Annotated in this window: 24 protein-coding genes; 10 read left to right on the plus strand and 14 right to left on the minus strand. The window is 67.0% G+C overall.

Annotated features, from left to right (window positions below; all coding sequences use genetic code 11):
• The first annotated feature begins 38 nt into the window (after positions 1 to 38).
• A complete protein-coding gene (locus tag HNS34_RS07845) occupies positions 39 to 812 on the plus strand; it encodes a 3D domain-containing protein (RefSeq protein WP_172319505.1) in 774 nt (257 codons plus the stop codon).
• On the opposite strand, the gene rimM is transcribed toward HNS34_RS07845, so the two are convergent.
• From rimM to HNS34_RS07890, 9 genes are all read right to left on the minus strand, one after another.
• Complete coding sequence (rimM, locus tag HNS34_RS07850) at positions 809 to 1,321, minus strand: ribosome maturation factor RimM (RefSeq protein WP_172319506.1); 513 nt, start codon at positions 1,319 to 1,321, stop codon at positions 809 to 811. The two genes, HNS34_RS07845 and rimM, sit on opposite strands and share 4 nt — an antisense overlap.
• Entirely contained in the window at positions 1,318 to 1,587 is a 270-nt protein-coding gene (locus HNS34_RS07855) for an EVE domain-containing protein (RefSeq protein ID WP_172319507.1), read from the minus strand. The genes rimM and HNS34_RS07855 overlap by 4 nt, the downstream gene beginning before the upstream one ends.
• 24 nt (positions 1,588 to 1,611) lie before the next feature.
• Complete coding sequence (rpsP, locus tag HNS34_RS07860) at positions 1,612 to 2,010, minus strand: 30S ribosomal protein S16 (RefSeq protein WP_172319508.1); 399 nt, start codon at positions 2,008 to 2,010, stop codon at positions 1,612 to 1,614.
• A gap of 50 nt (positions 2,011 to 2,060) precedes the next feature.
• Entirely contained in the window at positions 2,061 to 2,357 is a 297-nt protein-coding gene (locus HNS34_RS07865) for a chorismate mutase (RefSeq protein ID WP_172319509.1), read from the minus strand.
• 76 nt (positions 2,358 to 2,433) lie between these two features.
• The gene (locus tag HNS34_RS07870) at positions 2,434 to 3,018 is read right to left on the minus strand and encodes a GNAT family N-acetyltransferase (protein WP_172319510.1); all 585 of its coding nucleotides are present in this window, start codon (positions 3,016 to 3,018) and stop codon (positions 2,434 to 2,436) included.
• Positions 3,015 to 3,551 carry a GNAT family N-acetyltransferase gene (locus tag HNS34_RS07875; RefSeq protein WP_172319511.1) on the minus strand — a complete coding sequence of 179 codons (537 nt, stop codon included), beginning with the start codon at positions 3,549 to 3,551 and terminating at the stop codon, positions 3,015 to 3,017. Before HNS34_RS07875 ends, HNS34_RS07870 begins: the two co-directional genes overlap by 4 nt.
• Positions 3,552 to 3,677: 126 nt before the next feature.
• The gene (ffh, locus tag HNS34_RS07880) at positions 3,678 to 5,183 is read right to left on the minus strand and encodes a signal recognition particle protein (RefSeq protein ID WP_172319512.1); all 1,506 of its coding nucleotides are present in this window, start codon (positions 5,181 to 5,183) and stop codon (positions 3,678 to 3,680) included.
• Between the two features lie 160 nt (positions 5,184 to 5,343).
• Complete coding sequence (locus HNS34_RS07885; RefSeq protein WP_172319513.1) at positions 5,344 to 5,877, minus strand: hypothetical protein; 534 nt, start codon at positions 5,875 to 5,877, stop codon at positions 5,344 to 5,346.
• 419 nt (positions 5,878 to 6,296) lie between these two features.
• Positions 6,297 to 6,884, minus strand: a complete 588-nt coding sequence (locus tag HNS34_RS07890) for an FMN-dependent NADH-azoreductase (protein ID WP_172319514.1) — start codon at positions 6,882 to 6,884, stop codon at positions 6,297 to 6,299.
• A 117-nt stretch (positions 6,885 to 7,001) separates the two neighbouring features.
• Between HNS34_RS07890 and HNS34_RS07895 the strand changes: the two genes are divergently transcribed.
• On the plus strand, positions 7,002 to 7,892 hold the full coding sequence (locus HNS34_RS07895) for a LysR family transcriptional regulator (protein WP_172319515.1): 891 nt from the start codon (positions 7,002 to 7,004) through the stop codon (positions 7,890 to 7,892).
• Between the two features lies 1 nt (position 7,893).
• Complete coding sequence (locus tag HNS34_RS07900) at positions 7,894 to 8,775, plus strand: DMT family transporter (RefSeq protein WP_172319516.1); 882 nt, start codon at positions 7,894 to 7,896, stop codon at positions 8,773 to 8,775.
• An 84-nt stretch (positions 8,776 to 8,859) separates the two neighbouring features.
• Here the strand turns inward: HNS34_RS07900 and HNS34_RS07905 are convergent, their stop codons facing one another.
• Complete coding sequence (locus tag HNS34_RS07905) at positions 8,860 to 9,192, minus strand: ArsR/SmtB family transcription factor (protein ID WP_172319517.1); 333 nt, start codon at positions 9,190 to 9,192, stop codon at positions 8,860 to 8,862.
• A gap of 115 nt (positions 9,193 to 9,307) precedes the next feature.
• On the opposite strand from HNS34_RS07905, the gene HNS34_RS07910 reads away from it, so the two are divergent.
• From HNS34_RS07910 to HNS34_RS07940, 7 genes are all read left to right on the plus strand, one after another.
• Positions 9,308 to 10,207 (plus strand): DMT family transporter, encoded by a 900-nt coding sequence (locus tag HNS34_RS07910; protein ID WP_172319518.1) that lies wholly within the window; start codon positions 9,308 to 9,310, stop codon positions 10,205 to 10,207.
• Between the two features lie 192 nt (positions 10,208 to 10,399).
• Entirely contained in the window at positions 10,400 to 10,732 is a 333-nt protein-coding gene (locus HNS34_RS07915) for an AtpZ/AtpI family protein (protein WP_172319519.1), read from the plus strand.
• A 105-nt stretch (positions 10,733 to 10,837) separates the two neighbouring features.
• Positions 10,838 to 11,587: a F0F1 ATP synthase subunit A gene (locus HNS34_RS07920; RefSeq protein WP_328700503.1), complete on the plus strand. Its 750-nt coding sequence runs from the start codon at positions 10,838 to 10,840 to the stop codon at positions 11,585 to 11,587.
• 51 nt (positions 11,588 to 11,638) lie between these two features.
• The gene (locus HNS34_RS07925; RefSeq protein WP_172319520.1) at positions 11,639 to 11,863 is read left to right on the plus strand and encodes a F0F1 ATP synthase subunit C; all 225 of its coding nucleotides are present in this window, start codon (positions 11,639 to 11,641) and stop codon (positions 11,861 to 11,863) included.
• 81 nt (positions 11,864 to 11,944) lie between these two features.
• Positions 11,945 to 12,475, plus strand: a complete 531-nt coding sequence (locus tag HNS34_RS07930) for a F0F1 ATP synthase subunit B' (protein WP_172319521.1) — start codon at positions 11,945 to 11,947, stop codon at positions 12,473 to 12,475.
• A gap of 4 nt (positions 12,476 to 12,479) precedes the next feature.
• Complete coding sequence (locus HNS34_RS07935; RefSeq protein WP_172319522.1) at positions 12,480 to 13,034, plus strand: F0F1 ATP synthase subunit B; 555 nt, start codon at positions 12,480 to 12,482, stop codon at positions 13,032 to 13,034.
• Between the two features lie 143 nt (positions 13,035 to 13,177).
• On the plus strand, positions 13,178 to 14,197 hold the full coding sequence (locus HNS34_RS07940) for an alcohol dehydrogenase catalytic domain-containing protein (RefSeq protein WP_172319523.1): 1,020 nt from the start codon (positions 13,178 to 13,180) through the stop codon (positions 14,195 to 14,197).
• 12 nt (positions 14,198 to 14,209) lie between these two features.
• On the opposite strand, the gene HNS34_RS07945 is transcribed toward HNS34_RS07940, so the two are convergent.
• The 4 genes from HNS34_RS07945 to HNS34_RS07960 all read right to left on the minus strand — a co-directional run bounded on the left by HNS34_RS07945 (position 14,210) and on the right by HNS34_RS07960 (position 17,557).
• Entirely contained in the window at positions 14,210 to 14,785 is a 576-nt protein-coding gene (locus HNS34_RS07945) for a hypothetical protein (protein ID WP_172319524.1), read from the minus strand.
• Positions 14,786 to 14,853: 68 nt separating this feature from the next.
• On the minus strand, positions 14,854 to 15,849 hold the full coding sequence (locus HNS34_RS07950) for a P1 family peptidase (protein ID WP_172319856.1): 996 nt from the start codon (positions 15,847 to 15,849) through the stop codon (positions 14,854 to 14,856).
• A gap of 127 nt (positions 15,850 to 15,976) precedes the next feature.
• Positions 15,977 to 16,717, minus strand: a complete 741-nt coding sequence (locus HNS34_RS07955; RefSeq protein WP_172319525.1) for an SDR family oxidoreductase — start codon at positions 16,715 to 16,717, stop codon at positions 15,977 to 15,979.
• 57 nt (positions 16,718 to 16,774) lie between these two features.
• On the minus strand, positions 16,775 to 17,557 hold the full coding sequence (locus HNS34_RS07960; RefSeq protein ID WP_172319526.1) for a helix-turn-helix transcriptional regulator: 783 nt from the start codon (positions 17,555 to 17,557) through the stop codon (positions 16,775 to 16,777).
• Between the last annotated feature and the right edge of the window lie 53 nt (positions 17,558 to 17,610).

The raw sequence follows: 17,610 nt of genomic DNA on the forward strand, positions 1-17,610 counted from the left end.
CATCCCTGCCAGGATGGGGTTTTTCATGGGGGCATCCAATGCGCATTTTTTCGCGCCTGTTTCTGGCGGGCCTGCTGATCCCGCTTTTCGGCTGCGCCACCGGCACGCAGACCCGCGCCACGCCGACGGAAGGCACGCCCGTCACCGTCTGGGCGACGATCTACCGCCTGGTCGAGGCGCGCCCGGTCGAGGGAGGTGTGCCGATCCGCAACATGCGCGGCGCCGAGATCGGGCCAGCGGTGGCCCGGGCCGACTGGTGCGCCGGAGCCTTGGCAGGGTCGATGCGCGTCGGCGGACAGGTCTACAACTTCGCGGGCACCAATGGCGGCTCGCAGGCCTCCTGCCCGCATGACCCGAGCGAGCGGGTGCGCTGGCAACGCTCACCGCACCCCTACGGCACCGGATCCCGCTCGAACCCGCTGCGCCCCTTCCGCACCATCGCCTGCGACCTGGGATGGGTCGGCGGCTCGCGCCCCTGGGTGGCGGGGGGATACCCGGAGTTTGGCCAGAGGCTCTATATCCCGGCCGCCGATGGCACGGTGCTGCCCGATGGCTCCGTGCATGACGGCATTTTCACCTGCGGCGATACCGGCGGCGCGGTCACCGGCAACCATATCGACGTGTTTCTGGGCCCGTTTCGCGGCGACCTGACGGCGGCACTGGCGTACAACCCGTTCGATTTTGTCAGCCATGGCGATAACCGCGAGGTCGAGGCACTGCTTCTGCCAATGGAAAGCCCGGAGCCCGAGGCCCCCCCGGTCCCGCGTTGCGGCGCGCCCGCCTTCCTGTGCCGGTTGGGCGGTCCGGGCTAGGCGTCGTCCAGCAGACCCTCCGGCGGGTCGATCACGATGCGGCCCGAGGCGAGATCGACGGTCGGCACGATGCCTTGCGTGAAGGGCACCAGCGCGGTGCCGGTCCGGCCCTTCTGGCGCAACTCCAACAGGTCACCGCCGCCATGGTTGTGGACGGCATGAACCTGGCCCAGTTCTTCCCCGCCGGTCTCGACCGCCGTGAGGCCGATCAGGTCGGCGTGGTAAAACTCATCGTCTGGAAGCGCGGGTAATGCCTCCCGCGGGGCGTGGAGCGTGGTGCCGCGCAGGGCGTCGGCCTGTTCCTTGGTCTTGACGCCCGAGAGGCGCACCGCGAAGCCGCCCTTGACGGGGCGGGTGATGGTCAGGCTGTAGCTGGTCTGCCCGTCCTTGGTGGTCAGCGGGCCGTAATCGCCGATCGCGGCGGGCTCGGCGCAGAAGCTCTTGACGCGGGCTTCGCCCTTGACGCCGAAGGAGCCGGTGATGGCGCCGACACAGATGCGATCCGTCATGACAGTCCCATCCCCTCTGCTATCAGGTTGAAATCGCTTTCCGAAATCTCGAACTGGCGGCACCTGAACGGCGATTTGGCGAAGCTGAGACGGTCGAGCAGCGGGCGCAGGAAATCGCCCTTGAGCGTATAAGACAGGACATGGTCCCCCGGAGAGCGCGTCTTCGCCGCAGCTTCCTTGCCATGTGACAAGGCAATGAGCCCGGCCGCTTGCGCGGCGCGGGCCTGGGCTTGGTGAACGACGCCGATCCAGTATCGGGGGACCATGTTTTCTTGTGTCCTTCCAGACGCTTATTCCGCGCTGTCGTCGGCCGGGGCGGCCTCGGCGGGGGCGTTGGCGGCCTCGGTGGCGGCGCTGGCTTTGGCGGCTTTTTCCTCGGCGCGGTCGGTGGCTTTCTTGCCCGGCGTGCCTTTCTTCAGGTTGGCGCGCTCTTTCTTGGCGATCACGCCGGAGGCTTCCAGGAAGCGGCTGACGCGGTCGGTCGGCTGTGCGCCCTGGTCGAGCCAGTATTGCACGCGCTCCATGTCCATCTGGATGCGATCCTCGGAATCCTTCGGCAGGAGCGGGTTGTAGGTGCCCAGTTTCTCGATGTAGCGGCCATCGCGGGGCATCCGGCTGTCGGAGGCGACGATGCGATAGAAGGGACGCTTTTTCGAACCACCACGGGCGAGACGAAGTTTCATGGCCATTTGAGTTTCTCCTTTGAAATGGCGGGTTTGGCGGGGGTTGCCCCCGCGCCTTACGATTGGTGTCGCTGGTGATGCCGAATGACTTCGGCGATGATGAAGTTGAGGAATTTCTTGGCGAATTCCGGATCCAGATCGGCCCTGCGGGCCAGGTCTTCGAGCCGTTCGATCTGCGCCTCTTCGCGGGCGGGATCGGACGGGGGAAGGGCGTGTTCGGCCTTGAGTCTGCCCACGGCCTGGGTGTGCTTGAAGCGCTCGCCAAGCGTGTAGACCAGGATCGCGTCGAGCCTGTCGATGCTCTCGCGGTGGTCCTTCAGAAGGGCGGCGGCGCGGGTCGCGGCGTCGGTCATGTCTGGCCTCCAGAGGTCGAAATCGGGTGTGCACCCCCCGTACACCCCCCGATGCACCCCCCGTACATACGCGTGGTCATGTTCGGGCCTCCGGGGTGGGGTGGCGGTAGACGCGGATGGAGTTGCCATGCGCGGCTTCGGCCGCACAATCGCGGGCCGCGCCGAGCCGGGTGGCGAGGCGGATGGAGCGGGCATTGTCAGGGTCGATGGTGCTGACGAGGCTTGGCAGGGCGAGGGTGGTGAGGGCGTGGTCGCGGGCGGCGGTTGCAGCCTCCTGCGCATATCCCCGGCCCTCGGCGGTCTCGCGGAAGAGGTAGCCCAGTTCCGGTTCGTGATCGCCGGGCTCGAACCCGATCAGGACGAAGCCCAGGACCGCGCCATCCGTGCGCGCCTCGACCGTCCAGACGCCATGGCCGCGCAGGAGCCATGTTGCGACCATCTGGGTGAAATCGAGCCAGAGCGCCGCGCGGTCGGTATTGTCCGCGACCAGGTGGCGGCCCCGGTCGCTGGCGCCGATCCGGGCATAGATCTCGAAATCCTCCAGCCGGGGCGCGCGCAGGATCAGGCGGGCGGTTTCCAGCCGCGGCAGGGCGGCCCGCATCCGGACAGCCGCATCGGCGGCGGGGCCGGGGGTGGCGATCTCATGCGGAGGCCGGATCATGCCAACGCCTCCGGGGCGGGGTGGCGGTAGACGAGGATCGGCCTGTCGGCCTCGGTCGCGGGGGCCTCGGCCTGCGGGTCGAGGGTGCAGCCAAGCCGTTCGGCCAGCGCGATGGAGCGGGTATTGCGCGCGTCGATATAGGAGACGGCGGTGGTCCAGCCGAGCCTGTCATAGGCGAAGCGGCGCGCGGCGGTCGCGGCCTCACTCTTGCCTTCGGCGGCGGCGGACCAGATTGTCCAGCCCAGTTCCTTTTCCGGCCAGTCCAGCGGATGCCAGGGGCCGGTCATGCCGAGCGGCGTGCCGGGGTCGGATTTCAGGGCGAAGACGAAGCTGCCATAGCCGCGCAGCATCCACATGCCCGCGGCATGGGCAAAGCCGCGCCAGCCTTTCGCCAGCCCCAGATTCGGGCCGCCGACAAACTCCGCACGGTCGGTCTCCACGAAATCGACCCAGGGCTGCGCGTCGCCCATGACGGGGCCGCGCAGGATCAGGCGCGCGGTTTCGAGGGTGGGGATAGGCAGGGGCGCGGTCATGCACTCAACCAAATTGACGCGCTGCCGCGCGGCTTGTTTGCAGGCAAGGGGCCGGTGATCGCATCAACGCGGGCGTGGCGCGGATGCGGGCGGTGTTGTTTGAGTATTTGGACCAAGAAGATGGGATCATTTCTTTTTTCCCAGGCCGGAGAGACCGGGGGGAAGCGGCTGGCCGCCGAGGCCGGGCAGGCTGCCGCCCTGGCCCATCTGGCGGGCCGCCGCCTCCATCGCGGCGGGGTCCATGCCCGCGCCCGCGCCGCCCGGGCCACCTTGCATGCCGCCCTTGCCGAAGAGCGCGCCGAGGCCGCCGCGCATCATGCCCTTCTTGCCCATCTTGCCGAGCTTCTTCATCGCGTCCGACATCTGGCGGTGCATCTTCAGGAGCTTGTTGAGGTCGGAGACCTCCTGGCCCGCGCCCCTGGCGATGCGTTTCTTGCGGCTGGCCTGAAGGAGGGCCGGATTGGCGCGCTCGCGTTTGGTCATCGAGTTGATCAGCGCGATCTGGCGGCGGATCACCTTGTCATCCATGCCCGCATCCTCGACCTGTTTGGCCATCTTCTTCATGCCGGGCATCATCGACATCATGCCCTCCATGCCGCCCATCTTGAGCATCTGTTCAAGCTGGCCCCGCATGTCGTTGAGGTTGAACTGGCCCTTCTGGAAGCGCTTCATCATGCGTTCGGCCTGTTCGGCCTCGAGCGTTTCCTGCGCCTTTTCCACCAGCGCCACGATGTCGCCCATGCCGAGGATGCGTCCGGCAATCCGTTCGGGCTCGAAGGTTTCGATGGCGTCCATCTTTTCGCCGAGGCCGACGAAGCGAATGGGCTTGCCGGTGACGGCGCGCATCGAAAGCGCCGCGCCGCCGCGCCCGTCGCCATCCATCCGGGTCAGGACCACGCCGGTGACGCCGATCTTGTCGTCGAATTCCTGCGCGACATTGACCGCGTCCTGGCCGGTGAGGCCGTCGACTACGAGGAGGGTTTCGCGCGGGGTGGCGATGTCGCGGACCTCCTGCGCCTGGGCGATCAGCTCCTGGTCGATATGCAGGCGACCGGCGGTGTCGAGCATGTAGACGTCATAGCCGCCGAGGCTGGCCTGGGTCTTGGCGCGCTTGGCGATCTGTTGCGCGGTCTCGCCCTTGACGATGGGCAGGGTGTCGACGCCGATCTGGCTGCCGAGGATGGCGAGCTGTTCCATGGCCGCGGGGCGGTTGGTGTCGAGCGAGGCCATGAGGACGCGCTTGCCCTCCCGCTCCTTCAGGCGCTTGGCGAGTTTCGCGGTGGTGGTGGTCTTGCCCGAGCCTTGCAGGCCGACCATCAGAATGGGGGCGGGCGGGCTGTCGATCTTGAGCTTGCCGGGGTCGCTATCGCCGGTCAGCGTGGCAATGAGCTCGTCATGGACGATCTTGATGACCTGCTGGCCGGGGGTCACGGATTTGGTGACGGCGGCGCCGGTGGCCTTGGCCTCGACCGCCTTGATGAACTGCCGCGCGACGGGCAGGGAGACGTCGGCCTCCAGGAGCGCCACGCGGACCTCGCGCATCGCGGTCTTGACGTCATCCTCGCTAAGTGCGCCCTGCTTGGTCAGGCGGTCGAAGACACCGGAGAGGCGTTCGGAGAGATTTTCAAACATCGGGCGCGGCCCTTTCCTTCATGCGTCACTGGTCCCCGCCAAGATAGGGGCCGAGCCCGAATGCACCAACACCCCCGTGGGCGAAACCTCGCTGACGGGGGGCGATCCTGACGCAGGCCAGGACCGGAAAGCTGGCACTTCCCGGGTATTGGCGCGGGGTTTAGTCCTGTGGGGCGTCGGAGTCAACACAGGTGGCATCCAGCCGGGTGACGTCGCCGCCGAGCATGTCCTGGCTGTTGGAGGCGTGCAGGATGAAGACGCGGCGCAGGTCGAGGCTGTCCCATTCATCTTGCGTGATCGGCGGGCGGTCATGGCGCCAGCTGCCGGGATCGCCGTAGAGGGTGATGGCCATCGGTCCGGTGAATTCCTGACCCGCGAATTCCAGCCCCTCGACATCGACGGCATAGACCCCGACCAGATCGGCGGCCTGGGTGCGCCGGGTGGTGATGAGCGTCCACAGGCGACCGGCGATATTGCCGTCCAGGGTCATCGAGCCGGTGGCGAGGTGGCCGGTGGCGCCGCCTTCCTGGCGGAAGGAGCGGACCGTGCGGAATTGCGCCTCGCCGGACAGGGTGGTGCCGGGCGGGTAGGGGCCGATGCCGTGGGTGACGGTGATGTCGAAGCTCAGCGCGCAGGTGAGGGCGAGGGCCGGCGAGGGGAGGAGGGTGAGGGCGAGAAAGACAAGGGAACGCATGGGACGCAGGCTAGCACGGGCCTGCCTATATGCGAAACGCCGCGTTGGGCGTCGCCGGACGGGCGGTGGATGGGATGCGTTCGGTTTCATCTGGCAGGGGCAGGCTGAGGAGGCGGGCCAGCGGTTTGCGCCTCTCCGCCTTCGGAATGCGCGCAGGCTCGATACCTTTGCCGAACAAGATGTCGAAGACGCGATTGACCAGGCCGTCGGTCAGCCATGCGCCATGCCTTCCGTTCCGACAGGCGGAAGAGACCGGGTATCGCGCCCGGTCCGGCCCCGGCAATCCATTCCGCACTGGAACGGAGCCCAAAGGTCCGGATTGCAAAGAAGATAGCCCGTCCATTCGGGCCCATCCGCAGGCCGCGCTGCCCCTGCGGAGGCTGGTCGCGCCTCCGCAGGGGTGGCGCGCCTCGTCGGGGTCACGCCGCCAGTGGCAATGCGGCGACCTGGTCATGCGCGGATTTCACCGTCGCCTCGGGGTCCAGCGCCATCCGGTCGGCGCTGACGAAGCTGACATCAGTGATGCCGACAAAGCCGAGAATATGGCGCAGGTAGCCGGTGGCGAAGTCCAGTGGCGATCCTGTCTCGGTGCCGCCAGATGCAACCGCGACGATGGCGCGTTTGCCGGTCAGAAGGCCCTCGGGCCCGGCCTCGGTATAGCGGAAGGTCACGCCGGCCCGCGCGATCAGGTCGATCCAGGCCTTGAGCGTCGCGGGCACGCCGAAATTGTAGATCGGCAACCCGATGACCAGCGTGTCGGCGGCCCTGACCTCGGCAATCAGCGTATCGGAAAGGGCGAGGGCGGCGCGCTGGGCGGCGTCGCGGTCTGCCTCGGGCGTGAAATTCGCGGCAACCCAGGCGGCGTCGATCAGCGGCAGGCCGTCGGCCAGGTCGCGGGTGGTGACATCGGCCTGCGGGAACCGGGCCAGGATACGACCGGTCAGGTCGCGCGTGACCGAGCCGTCGCGGCGGGCGGAGGCATCGAGGCGGAGGATGGAATGGGGCATGATCTGGATCCTGTTGATGGGGGGTCTTGCATGCTCCGACAAATTGGGCCTTGCGCGATCAGGCACAATCTGGCCAGATGATATGGTTTATGTGCAGTGGCGCACGGAGTTATGGATATGTCATTTGATCATTGGGATGAGATCCGCACCGCCTACCAGGTGGCGCGGATGGGGACGGTCAGCGGCGCGGCGGATGTGCTGGGGGTGCATCATGCCACCGTCATTCGCCATATCGACGCGCTGGAGGGGCGGCTTGGCGCGAAGCTGTTTCAGCGCCACGCGCGCGGGTACACGCCGACCGAGGCGGGCCAGGACCTGTTGAGCGTCGGCAGCCGTGCCGATGACCAGTTCACGCAGCTTGCGGGCCGCATCAAGGGGCGCGGCAACGAGGTGACGGGCGACCTGATCGTGACCTCGATCAACGGGCTCTCGGGCCTTCTGGTGCCCGCGATGGGCGAGTTCCAGGAGCGTCATCCCGACCTGCGGGTGCAGCTTGTCACCGATACGCGGCTCTTCCGCATGGAATACGGCGAGGCGCATGTCGCCATCCGGGCGGGCAAGCCCGGCGACAGCCCCGACAATATCGTGCAGCCCTTCTGCACCTCCTCGGTCGGGCTTTACGCCACGCAGGCCTATGTCGACGCGCATGGCCTGCCCGATGACACCAACCTGGACAGTCACCGTTTCATCGGCTCGACCATCGAGAACAGCCGCGCGCCGTTCCTGCGCTGGCTGACCGAGCAGGTGCCGGCCGAATGTATCGTGTTCCGCGCCAATGAGCTGGACACGTTCCGCCACGCGGTGCGGGCGAATATGGGCATCGGCTTCATCAGCCGGGCCGAGGTGCGCGAGGAAGACGCGCTGGTCGAGGTGCTGCCGCCGATGGAGGAGTGGTCGACCAAGCTGTGGCTGGTCACCCATATGGACCTGCACCGGACGGCGAAGGTGCAGACCTTCCTGCGGTTCCTGAAAGAGAAAGTGCAGGATTGGCCGGTGGAGCCCGCCTGACATGTCAGGCGTGTCTCGCGGCCACCTGGCCATGCTGGTGTTCTCGGCGCTGGTGGCGGGGTCGTTCTCGCTGGGCTCACTGGCGGCCAATCATATCGCGCCGGTGGCCCTGAACGCGGTGCGTTTCGTGTTGGCGGCGGCGGTGATCGGGGGCGTGGCGCTGGCATGGGGCGGGGTGCCGCGCGCCGCCTTTCGCGCGCCCTGGCGCTACCTGGTGCTGGGCGGCCTCTTCGGTTTCTATTTCGTGATGATGTTCGAGGGGCTGAAGACCGCGCCGCCGGTGTCGGCCTCGGCGGTGTTCACGCTGACGCCCCTGATGGCGGCGGGGTTCGGATACCTGCTCTTGCGCCAGCACATGACAGGCCGGATGGCGCTGGCGATGTTCTGCGGCGCGGTGGGCGCGCTCTGGGTGATCTTCCGGGCCGACCTGGGGGCGCTGATGGCCTTCGAGGTGGGCCGGGGCGAGGTGATCTATTTCATCGGCTGCGCGGCGCATGCGCTTTACGCGCCGATGGTGCGGATGCTGAACCGGGGCGAGAACGCGGTCGTCTTCGCCTTCGGCACCATGCTGGGCGGCGCGGTCACGCTGATGGGCTGGGGCTGGCAGGAGGTTGTGGCGACCGACTGGCCGGGGCTGCCCGCGATCGTCTGGATCACGCTGGTCTACACGGCGGTCTTCGCCAGCGCGGCGACCACGGTGCTCTTGCAATTCGCGGCGCTGCATCTGCCCTCCTCCAAGGTCATGGCCTATACCTATCTGACGCCGACCTGGGTGATCGGGTGGGAGTTCTTCCTAGGCAACGGATTGCCGGGGCCGCTGGTGGCGGTGGGGGTCGGGCTGACTGCGGTGGCGTTGCTGCTCCTGTTGAAGGATGAGCATTGACGGGTGGGTGGGCCCGCCCACCCACCCCCTTTCGTGGGGGCGCTGCCCCCACACCCCCGAGGTATTTCCGGCAAAATGAAAGGGTCAGTCTGAGGGCGTGTTGAATTCGCGCGCCAGGAAGGCCTCGAAGGCGTCGAGGTTGACCGGCTCGAACTGGCCGAAGCCCTGCATCCAGACCGAGGCCGCTTTCAGCGCGTCGGGCTCCAGCTTGCACCATTTCAGACGGCCGCGTTTTTCCTGCGTGATCAGGCCCGCATGGGCCAGGATGGTCAGGTGCTTGGAGATCGCGGCCAGCGACATCTCGAAAGGCTCGGCCACATCCGTCACGGCCATGTCATCCTCGAGCAGCATCGACAGGATGGCGCGGCGGGTGGGGTCGGCGAGGGCCGCGAAGACGGTGTCGAGAGAGGCGGGCATGGCGGAACTCTACGCGGTGCGGAGCGGCAGGGAAAGCGCAGGTTCCGGATTGTGCATGGCGCGCGATCGGGGGTAGAGCGGGCGGCGGACCGGACGCGACAGGAGAGACCGACAGATGACAGTGCGCCATTGGCTGGTGATCTTCGTGCTGGGCATCGGCTGGGGGTCGTCCTTCTTCTTCAACGAGATCCTGCTGCGCGAGCTGGGACCGATCACGGTGGGCTTGGGTCGGGTCGGCATGGGGGCGGTGGGCTGCTGGCTGTGGCTGTCGGTGCGGCGGGTGTCGGCGGCGGTGCCGCGCGCGGCGCTGGCGCAGCTGGCCCTGTTCGGCACGGTGCAATATGCCGTTCCGCTGACCATCTACCCGGTTATGCAGCAATTCATCACCTCCTCCGCCGCGGGCATCGTCAATGCGATGACGCCGATCATGGTGGTGCTGGTCAGCCATGTCTGGCCGCAGGGCGAACGCGCGACGCCGCTGAAATCGGCGGGGGTGGTGCTGGGCTTTGCCGGCATCGTCGTCATGGCGATCCCGGCGATGCGGGGGCAGGGGCCGTCGAACCCCTGGGCGCTTCTGGGCACGATCTCGGCGCCGCTGTGTTATGGCATCGCAGTGAACCTCTTGCGCCGGATGGATGCGATGGACCGGACCGTGCTGACCGCATGGTCGCTGAGCTTTGGCGCGCTGATCATCGCGCCCCTGGCGATCTGGGCCGAGGGCGTGCCGGTGATCACGCGGGCCGAGACCTGGGGGGCGCTGCTGTTCATCGGGTTGTTGCTGACCTCGGCCAGCTTCATCGTGATGTTCTGGCTGATCCGGATCGTCGGCGGAACCACCGCCTCGACCATCACCTTCATCGCGCCGGTTTCGGCGGTGTTCCTGGGCGTCGTCATCCTGAACGAGGAGATCGGGGCCTTTCACATCGCCGGGATGGCGTTGATCTTCGCCGGGTTGCTGTTCATCGACGGGCGCGCGATGCGGGTTTTCGGGCGCCGGGTCGGGCATGTGCCGTAGAATACTCAACCAAAGGGTTGAATATGGGATTTGCGGATCGCGGGCCGCCGTGCCGGGAGGCGGGTGGTACGACAAATGGAAAAATATAGCTATATCAATGACATGGGCAGCCTCCAACGACGTCAACTTCGCGTTGACTCCCACCCCCCGCCTGCCTAGGTTCCGCACGACACCTCGGATGGGGCAATTTCGATGTCTGACCACCCTGATCCTGATCGCCTGAAGGCGCTGGAAGAACGGCTGGACCGGCTGAAGGGCCAGGGCGACGCGAAACCGCATACCGAGGAGCATTATTCACAGGCGCAGCACGCCTGGCGGATGGTGGTAGAGCTGGTGGCCGGTCTGGGGATCGGATTTTTCATCGGCCTCGGTCTGGATGCCCTGATCGGCACCGCGCCCTGGCTGATGGTTGTGTTTACATTGCTGGGGTTCGTGGCGGGGGTCAAAACCATGATCCGATCCGCCCATGAGATGCAGCGGGATGCGCAGGCGAATGAGGCCGCGCAGGGCGATGAGAGGGACTGAACGGTGTCTGAAGATACAGCAACCAACGGCGCGGAAACCCTTGCGGAAGGCGGCTCGAACCATGGCGGTGACGCCGCGGCCGCCGTTGGCGGATCGAGCCATGACATTCCCGGCGTCGAGCCGAGCGGGTTGCAGATCCACCCGATGGACCAGTTCATCCCCGAGCGTCTGTTCGGCGAGGGCGCGATTGCTTGGTACACCCCCACCAATGTGAGCCTGTGGATGCTGCTGGCGGTTCTGGCGGTCGCGCTGATGATGGTTGTCGGTACCTCGGGCCGCGCGATCATCCCGAGCCGGGCGCAGTCCATCGCGGAGCTGGCCTATGGCTTCGTGCGCAAGATGGTCGAGGATGTGGCGGGCCGCGATGCGCTGCCCTTCTTCCCCTATATCATGACGCTCTTCATGTTCATCGTGATGGCCAATTTCCTGGGCCTCATCCCGATGAGCTTTTCCACCACCTCGCATATCGCCGTCACCGCCGTGCTGGCGCTGGCCGTGTTCCTGACCGTCACCGTGGTGGGCTTCGTCAAGAACGGCACCAAGTTCCTGGGCCTGTTCTGGGTGGCCTCGGCGCCGCTGGCGCTGCGCCCCGTCCTGGCGATCATCGAGCTGATCTCGTATTTCGTGCGCCCCGTCAGCCATTCCATTCGTCTGGCGGGCAACATCATGGCCGGTCACGCCGTGATCAAGGTCTTCGCGGGCTTTGCCGGGGTGCTGGGGGTCGGCTCGGTCCTGCCGATCTTCGCCATCACGGCGGTCTTCGGGCTGGAGGTGCTGGTCGCCTTCATCCAGGCCTATGTCTTTACCATTCTGACCTGTGTGTATCTGAAAGATGCGCTGCATCCGTCACACTGAGGTCCGACCCGTCACTCTCAATTCAAACTTCCAATCGTAAGGAGAATTCTCATGGAAGGTGAACTCGCACATATCGGCGCAGGTCTTGCAGCAATCGGGTCCGGCGCTGCCGCGATCGGGGTTGGCCATGTGGCCGGCAACTTCCTGTCAGGCGCCCTGCGCAACCCCTCGGCCGCTGCCGGCCAGACCGCGACCCTTTTCATCGGCATCGCCTTCGCGGAAGCGCTGGGGATCTTCGCGTTCCTCGTCGCCCTGCTGCTGATGTTCGCCGTCTAAACCCCCGAGCGGACCATCCTTACGCACGGCCCATCTGTTTGGACGGGTGGGCCGGAGTAACCCGGTTTCCAGGAGGATATGATGGCTGTTGACGCAACAGAGGGCGCTGCTTCCGCACCCGGAATGCCGCAGCTCGACTTTTCGACTTTCCCGAACCAGATCTTCTGGCTCGTGGTCGCCATCGTGGCGATCTACCTGATCCTGGACCGCGTCGCGCTGCCCCGGATCGGGGCGGTTCTGGCCGAGCGCCAGGGCACGATAACGAATGACATCGCCGCGGCCGAGGATCTGAAACGTCAGGCCACGGAGGCGGAGACCGCCTATAACAAGGCGCTGGCTGACGCCCGTGCCGAGGCGCAGAGCATCGCCGCCGAAGCCCGGTCCGAGATCATGGCCGAGCTGGACGAGGCGACCGCCAGGGCCGATGCCGAGATCGCGGCGAAAGCGGCGGAATCGGCTGCCGTGATCGACGAGATCCGCGCCGGTGCGCTGGAGGCGGTGGAAGCCGTCGCCAAGGACACCGCGCAGGCGATCGTGGCCAAGCTGGCCCCCGGTGCCGCCGCCGACGAGGCCGATATCGCCTCGGCTGTCGAAGCCCGCGTGAGAGGATAGGATCATGAAACGACTGACCCTTCTCTTTACCCTGATCGCAACGCCGGCACTTGCCGCCGAAGTGTCGTTCTTCTCGCTCTTCAACACCGATTTCGTGGCGTGGCTTGGCTTCCTCGTCTTCATCGCGGTGCTGCTCTATTTCAAGGTGCCCGGCATCCTGGCCGGTATGCTGGACAAGCGCGCCGAGGGCATCCGCGACGATCTGGACGAGGCGCGTGCCCTGCGCGAAGAGGCGCAGACGATCCTGGCCACCTATGAGCGCAAGCAGCGTGAAGTGGCCGAGCAGTCCGAGCGTATCGTCGCCCAGGCCCGCGAGGAGGCGCAGCTGGCCGCCGAGCAGGCCAAGGCCGATCTGCAAGCCTCGATTAAGCGCCGGTTGGCGGCGGCGACCGATCAGATCGCGTCCGCCGAGGCCAATGCCGTGCGCGAGGTGCGCGACCGCGCCATCGCCATCGCCACCCAGGTGGCGGCGCAGGTGATCGCCGAGAAGACGAGTGCGGCCGATGCCAACAAGCTGATCGACGCCTCGATCACCGAGGTGGGCGAACGTCTGCACTGACAGTGCGAACGTCTGCACTGACAGGCGCCGCCCCTGGCGAAACGAGATACCCGGACTGACGCGGCGTCGGTCCGGGTTTTTCTTTGCGGGGGCGGGTCGGGCGCACTAGGTAGAGTCGGAATGCTGCCAAAGGAGACCCAGCCATGACCCTGCCCTCCAAGATGTCCGCCCTGATCCAGTGCCATGACGGCTACGCCAGTGGCGGCGACCGGGACATGCCGAAAGACCTGACCGGGCTGGTCGAGCTGGCCGAGGTGCCGCTGCCCGAGGTCGGTTCGGGGCAGGCGCTGGTCAAGGTGGCGCGCGCGGCGGTGAACCCCTCGGACCTGATGTTCGTGGCGGGGCTTTACGGTCAGCCGCGCGTCAAGGGTGCGCCTGCCGGTTTCGAGGGTGTGGGCGAGGTCGTGGCGGGCGACACGCCGCTTATCGGCCAGCGGGTCAGCTTTTTCGGCAGCGGTTCGGGCACCTGGGCGGAATACGCGCTGACCGATGCGAAACAGATGATCCCGCTGCGCCCCGACCTGAAGGACAAGGATGCCGCCGGACTGATCGTGAACCCGATGACGGCGATGGCGATGTTCGGCATCGCGCGGGAGGATGGCGCGGAAAGCTTCCTCTTTACCGCCGGTGGCTCGCAATTGGGCAAGTTCATGATCGGGCTCGGCAAGGATCACGGGCTCGCGCCCATCCCGGTGGTGCGCCGGGCCGAGCAGGTCGAGGACCTCAGGGCGCTCGGGGCTGCGGAGGTTCTGGTCACCTCTCAGGATGATTTCAAGGAGAAGGCGGCGGAGGTGATCAAGGCGCGGGGCCCGCGCGTCCTGCTGGATGCGGTGGCCGACCAGATCTCGGCCGACCTGTTCTTTGCCATGCCGAAGGGGGCGCGCTGGATCACCTATGGGCGGCTGGCGACCAAGCCGCCGGTGCTGAGAGAAATGGGCCAGTTCATCTTCATGGACAAGCGGATCGAGGGGTTCTGGCTGAGCCAGTGGATGCGCGAGGCCGGGGTCGAGAAACTTGGCAAGGCCGTCACGGATGTGCAGGCGCGGTTCGCGACCGGGGCCTGGTCAACCGACATTTCCGCCACCCTGCCGTTGAATGAGGCGCTGGAGACATCCGCGCAGGCGCTGGCGGTCAAGGACGCGAAACTGCTGATCGCGCCCTGACCGAGACCGGCCCTATTGCCCGAAATTTTGCATCTCGCGGAAATCCATGGTTTCGAGGTGGGCGATCATGGTGTCGATATCGCCGCCCTCGGCCTGCACCAGGATGCGGTTGGCCACCAGCGCGTTCAGGTCGCCATCCTGCTCGACGAAGCTGACGCGGCCAATGCGGTGGATCGTGCCCATCGAGGCCATCAGGGCGGAGTTGCCGAGCATGGCGCCCATCGAGGTGACCATGGGGCTGTCGGCCATCAGGGTGATGGTAAAGCCGTCGCCATTGCCGGAATAGTCCCCTGACGCGATGGAGCCGCCGCCCATGAAGCCCATCGCGGCCCCGGCTTCCTCGTTGAGGGTCATGGTCCAGCCGTCCATCGGCTCGGGCAGGAATTCGGCCAGTCCTTCCGCCTTGAGCGCGTTCAGAAGCTGTTCGGCATAGGCGAGCTCGTCCAGCGCGTATTGCAGGTCACCATCGGCATAGGCGTCCAGCGCGTTTTGCAGGCTGGTTGCGATGGGATCGGCATGGCTGTCGGCGAGGCTTGGCACGGGGGCAAGCGCCAGGGTTGCGGCGGTGGCGAGGGTCAAAAGACGCATGGGACATCTCCGTTCGGTGAAAACTTCCCCGTCAGGGTAACGCCGCCGGGGCTTTCGGGGAAGCCCGATCAGGACCGGCGGAAGCGGTCGGCATGGGTGGGCAGCGTGTCGCCCCTGGCGGCGGTCGCGTGAAAGACGCCCCGCGCGATGGCCCGCGAGAGGCACAGCGCCGCGGCATGACCCAGCAGAAGCGGGGTCTGACCGGAAGGATCGAGCGGGCGGGTGCCGGTGGCGGCGGCGAACACGAGGTCGCCATCCATCGGCGTGTGACTGGGCGAGATCGCGCGTGCCATGCCGTCATGCGCGGCGGTGGCCATGCGGGTGGCCTCGGCCTGGGTCAGCGCGGCATCGGTGGCGACGATAGCGATGGTCGTCGCCTCGCGCGCGTGGCCCTTGAAGCGGGGCATGGCGGTGGGGTCATGGATGGGCGCGGGGCCGAGGCCGCCGAACTCGGCCCCGATCTCAGAGGGCGCGGCGAGGAAATGCGGGCTGTCGCCCACCGTCACCTGCCCGAGCGCATTGACCACGACCAGCGCGCCGACCGTATGGCCCGAGGGCAGGATCAGCGAGGCCGATCCGAGACCGCCCTTGAGATCGGCAATCGTGGCGCCGGTGCCCGCGCCTGTGGTCCCGATGGGGAACTGTGTGTCCGCCGCCTCCAGCGCCGCGCGCCCGAGGCGCTTGTAGGGGTTGTCGCGCCAGTCCTTGTCGCCGCCATTGAGCAGGTCGAAGACGATCGCACCGGGCACGATCGGCACGCGCTGGCCGCCGACGTCGAAGCCGCGCCCCGCCGCGCGCAACCCGTCGGCCACGCCCGAGGCCGCATCCAGCCCGAAGGCCGAGCCGCCCGACAGCACCAGCGCGTCGATCTGCTGCACCGTCTTGTCGGGGGCCAGAAGGTCGGTCTCGCGCGTGCCGGGGGCGCCGCCCATGACATGGACGGCTGCGGTGAAGGGGGTGTCGGAGAGAAGCACGGTTGCGCCGGTCTTCACGGCGTGATCCTCGGCATTGCCGACAAGAAGGCCGGGAATGTCGGTGATCAGGTTGCGGGGACCGGGGCGCATCATGGGCGGGGGGCCGAGTTTGGATGGGTTCGACGCGCAGGCGCGCCGACCGGTGCGAGGGGGCTGTCTGCCCCCTCGCGCTCCCCCGAGGATATTTTCGGAACAAAGAAGGGGAAAAGGAGGGGTGTCATATGCAGCGGCCTCCGTCGACTTCCATGGCGACGCCCGTGACCATGCTGGCCTCGTCCGAGCAGAGGTAGAGCGCGGCATTGGCGATGTCGTCGGGCGTGGAGAAGCGGCCGAGCGGGATGGTGGAGAGGAATTTTTCGCGGATCGCGGGTGTGTCTTCGCCCATGAAGCTTTTCAGGAGCGGCGTTTCGCCCGCCACCGGGTTGACCGCGTTGACGCGGATGCCGTGCGAGGCAAGCTCCACCGCCATGGTCTTTGTGGCCGTGATCATCCAGCCTTTCGAGGCGTTGTACCAGTTGAGGTTGGGGCGCGGCGAGACGCCCGCCGTGGAGGCCACGTTGAGGATCGCGCCGGCGCCTGCGGCCTTCATATGGGGCACGATGGCGCGCGCCGTCAGGTAGACCGACTTGGCGTTGACCGAGAGGACGCGGTCGAACTCTTCCTCGCTGACCTCCTCCAGCGGTTTCGGCATATGGGTGATGCCGGCGTTGTTGACGAGGATGTCGATGCGGCCCCAGCTGTCCATCGCGGTCTGGGTCATCGCGGCCACATCCGCCGCGGAGGACACATCGCAGACCTGCGCGATGCCGCCGATCTCGCCCGCGACACCCTGTGCCGCGCCTTCGTTGAGATCCACCACCATGACGCGCGCGCCTTCCGCCGCGAAGCGGGCCGCAATGCCCGCGCCGAAGCCCGAGCCCGCGCCGGTGATGATCGCCGTCTTGTCCTGCAACCGCATGGGGGTACCCTCCGTTATCGCGGGCAGCGTTTCACGGAAATCGCCTGTCGAAAAGCCCTAAGAACCCGCGCCGAGGACCAGCGCCACCACCTGCGTGGCCGAGGTCAGGCCGAGCTTGCGATAGGCACGGCGGCGCAGGGTGCGGATGGTGTTCTCGGACACGCCCAGTTCCAGCGCGCTGCCCGCCACGCTGATGCCCTTGACGATGAGGTCGCAGACCTGCGCCTCACGCATGGAGAGGCCGGCGAAGCCCGCGACGCTGCGCTCCCGCAGGGCGGAGGCGCTGGCGCGGGGGGCGAAGTGGAACGCCTCGGAGCCCACGATGCGATGGCGCAACCCGATCAGTTCATGGGCCAGCGGCAGGACCGATTTGAGGCGGGCGAGGTCCGGCGCGCTGATCGGTCCGGCCTCGGCCCCGCGCAGGTAGAAGGACAGGAATCCGGCCCGGCCCGTGCGCGAGGAGACGGTGACCCTTTCGATCACGCCATCACGGGCGTAGATCGGTGCACGGGGATCGTGACTGGGCGGGTGCCAGTGTTCGATGGCGAGGCCACCCTCGGGCGCGGCCGCGATCCGCGAGGCGATGTCGTCGCGCAGGAAGGGGTTGGACAGGATCGTGCGGGCGTTGCGGTTGAACCAGTAATCGCTCATCTCGCCCGACCAGACCGACAGCACCGGGTCGGGCCGCGCGCGATCGGCGATGTAGAAGGCCCCGAAATTGGCGATGCTGGCGGCGGTGCGGATATGGGCCAGCAGCCTCTGCCCGAAATCGGGGCCGGGGACCGAGGCCGCAAGGCGCGCGGCGGCATCGCGGGGCAGGGGGCGCATGATGTCATACATTCGGGTGACATGACTAATCTCCGGCGGCGCGGTATTCAAGGCGAGGATCGCCA

The sequence above is a fragment of the Alterinioella nitratireducens genome, from assembly GCF_013155465.1.
GTDB lineage: Bacteria > Pseudomonadota > Alphaproteobacteria > Rhodobacterales > Rhodobacteraceae > Alterinioella > Alterinioella nitratireducens.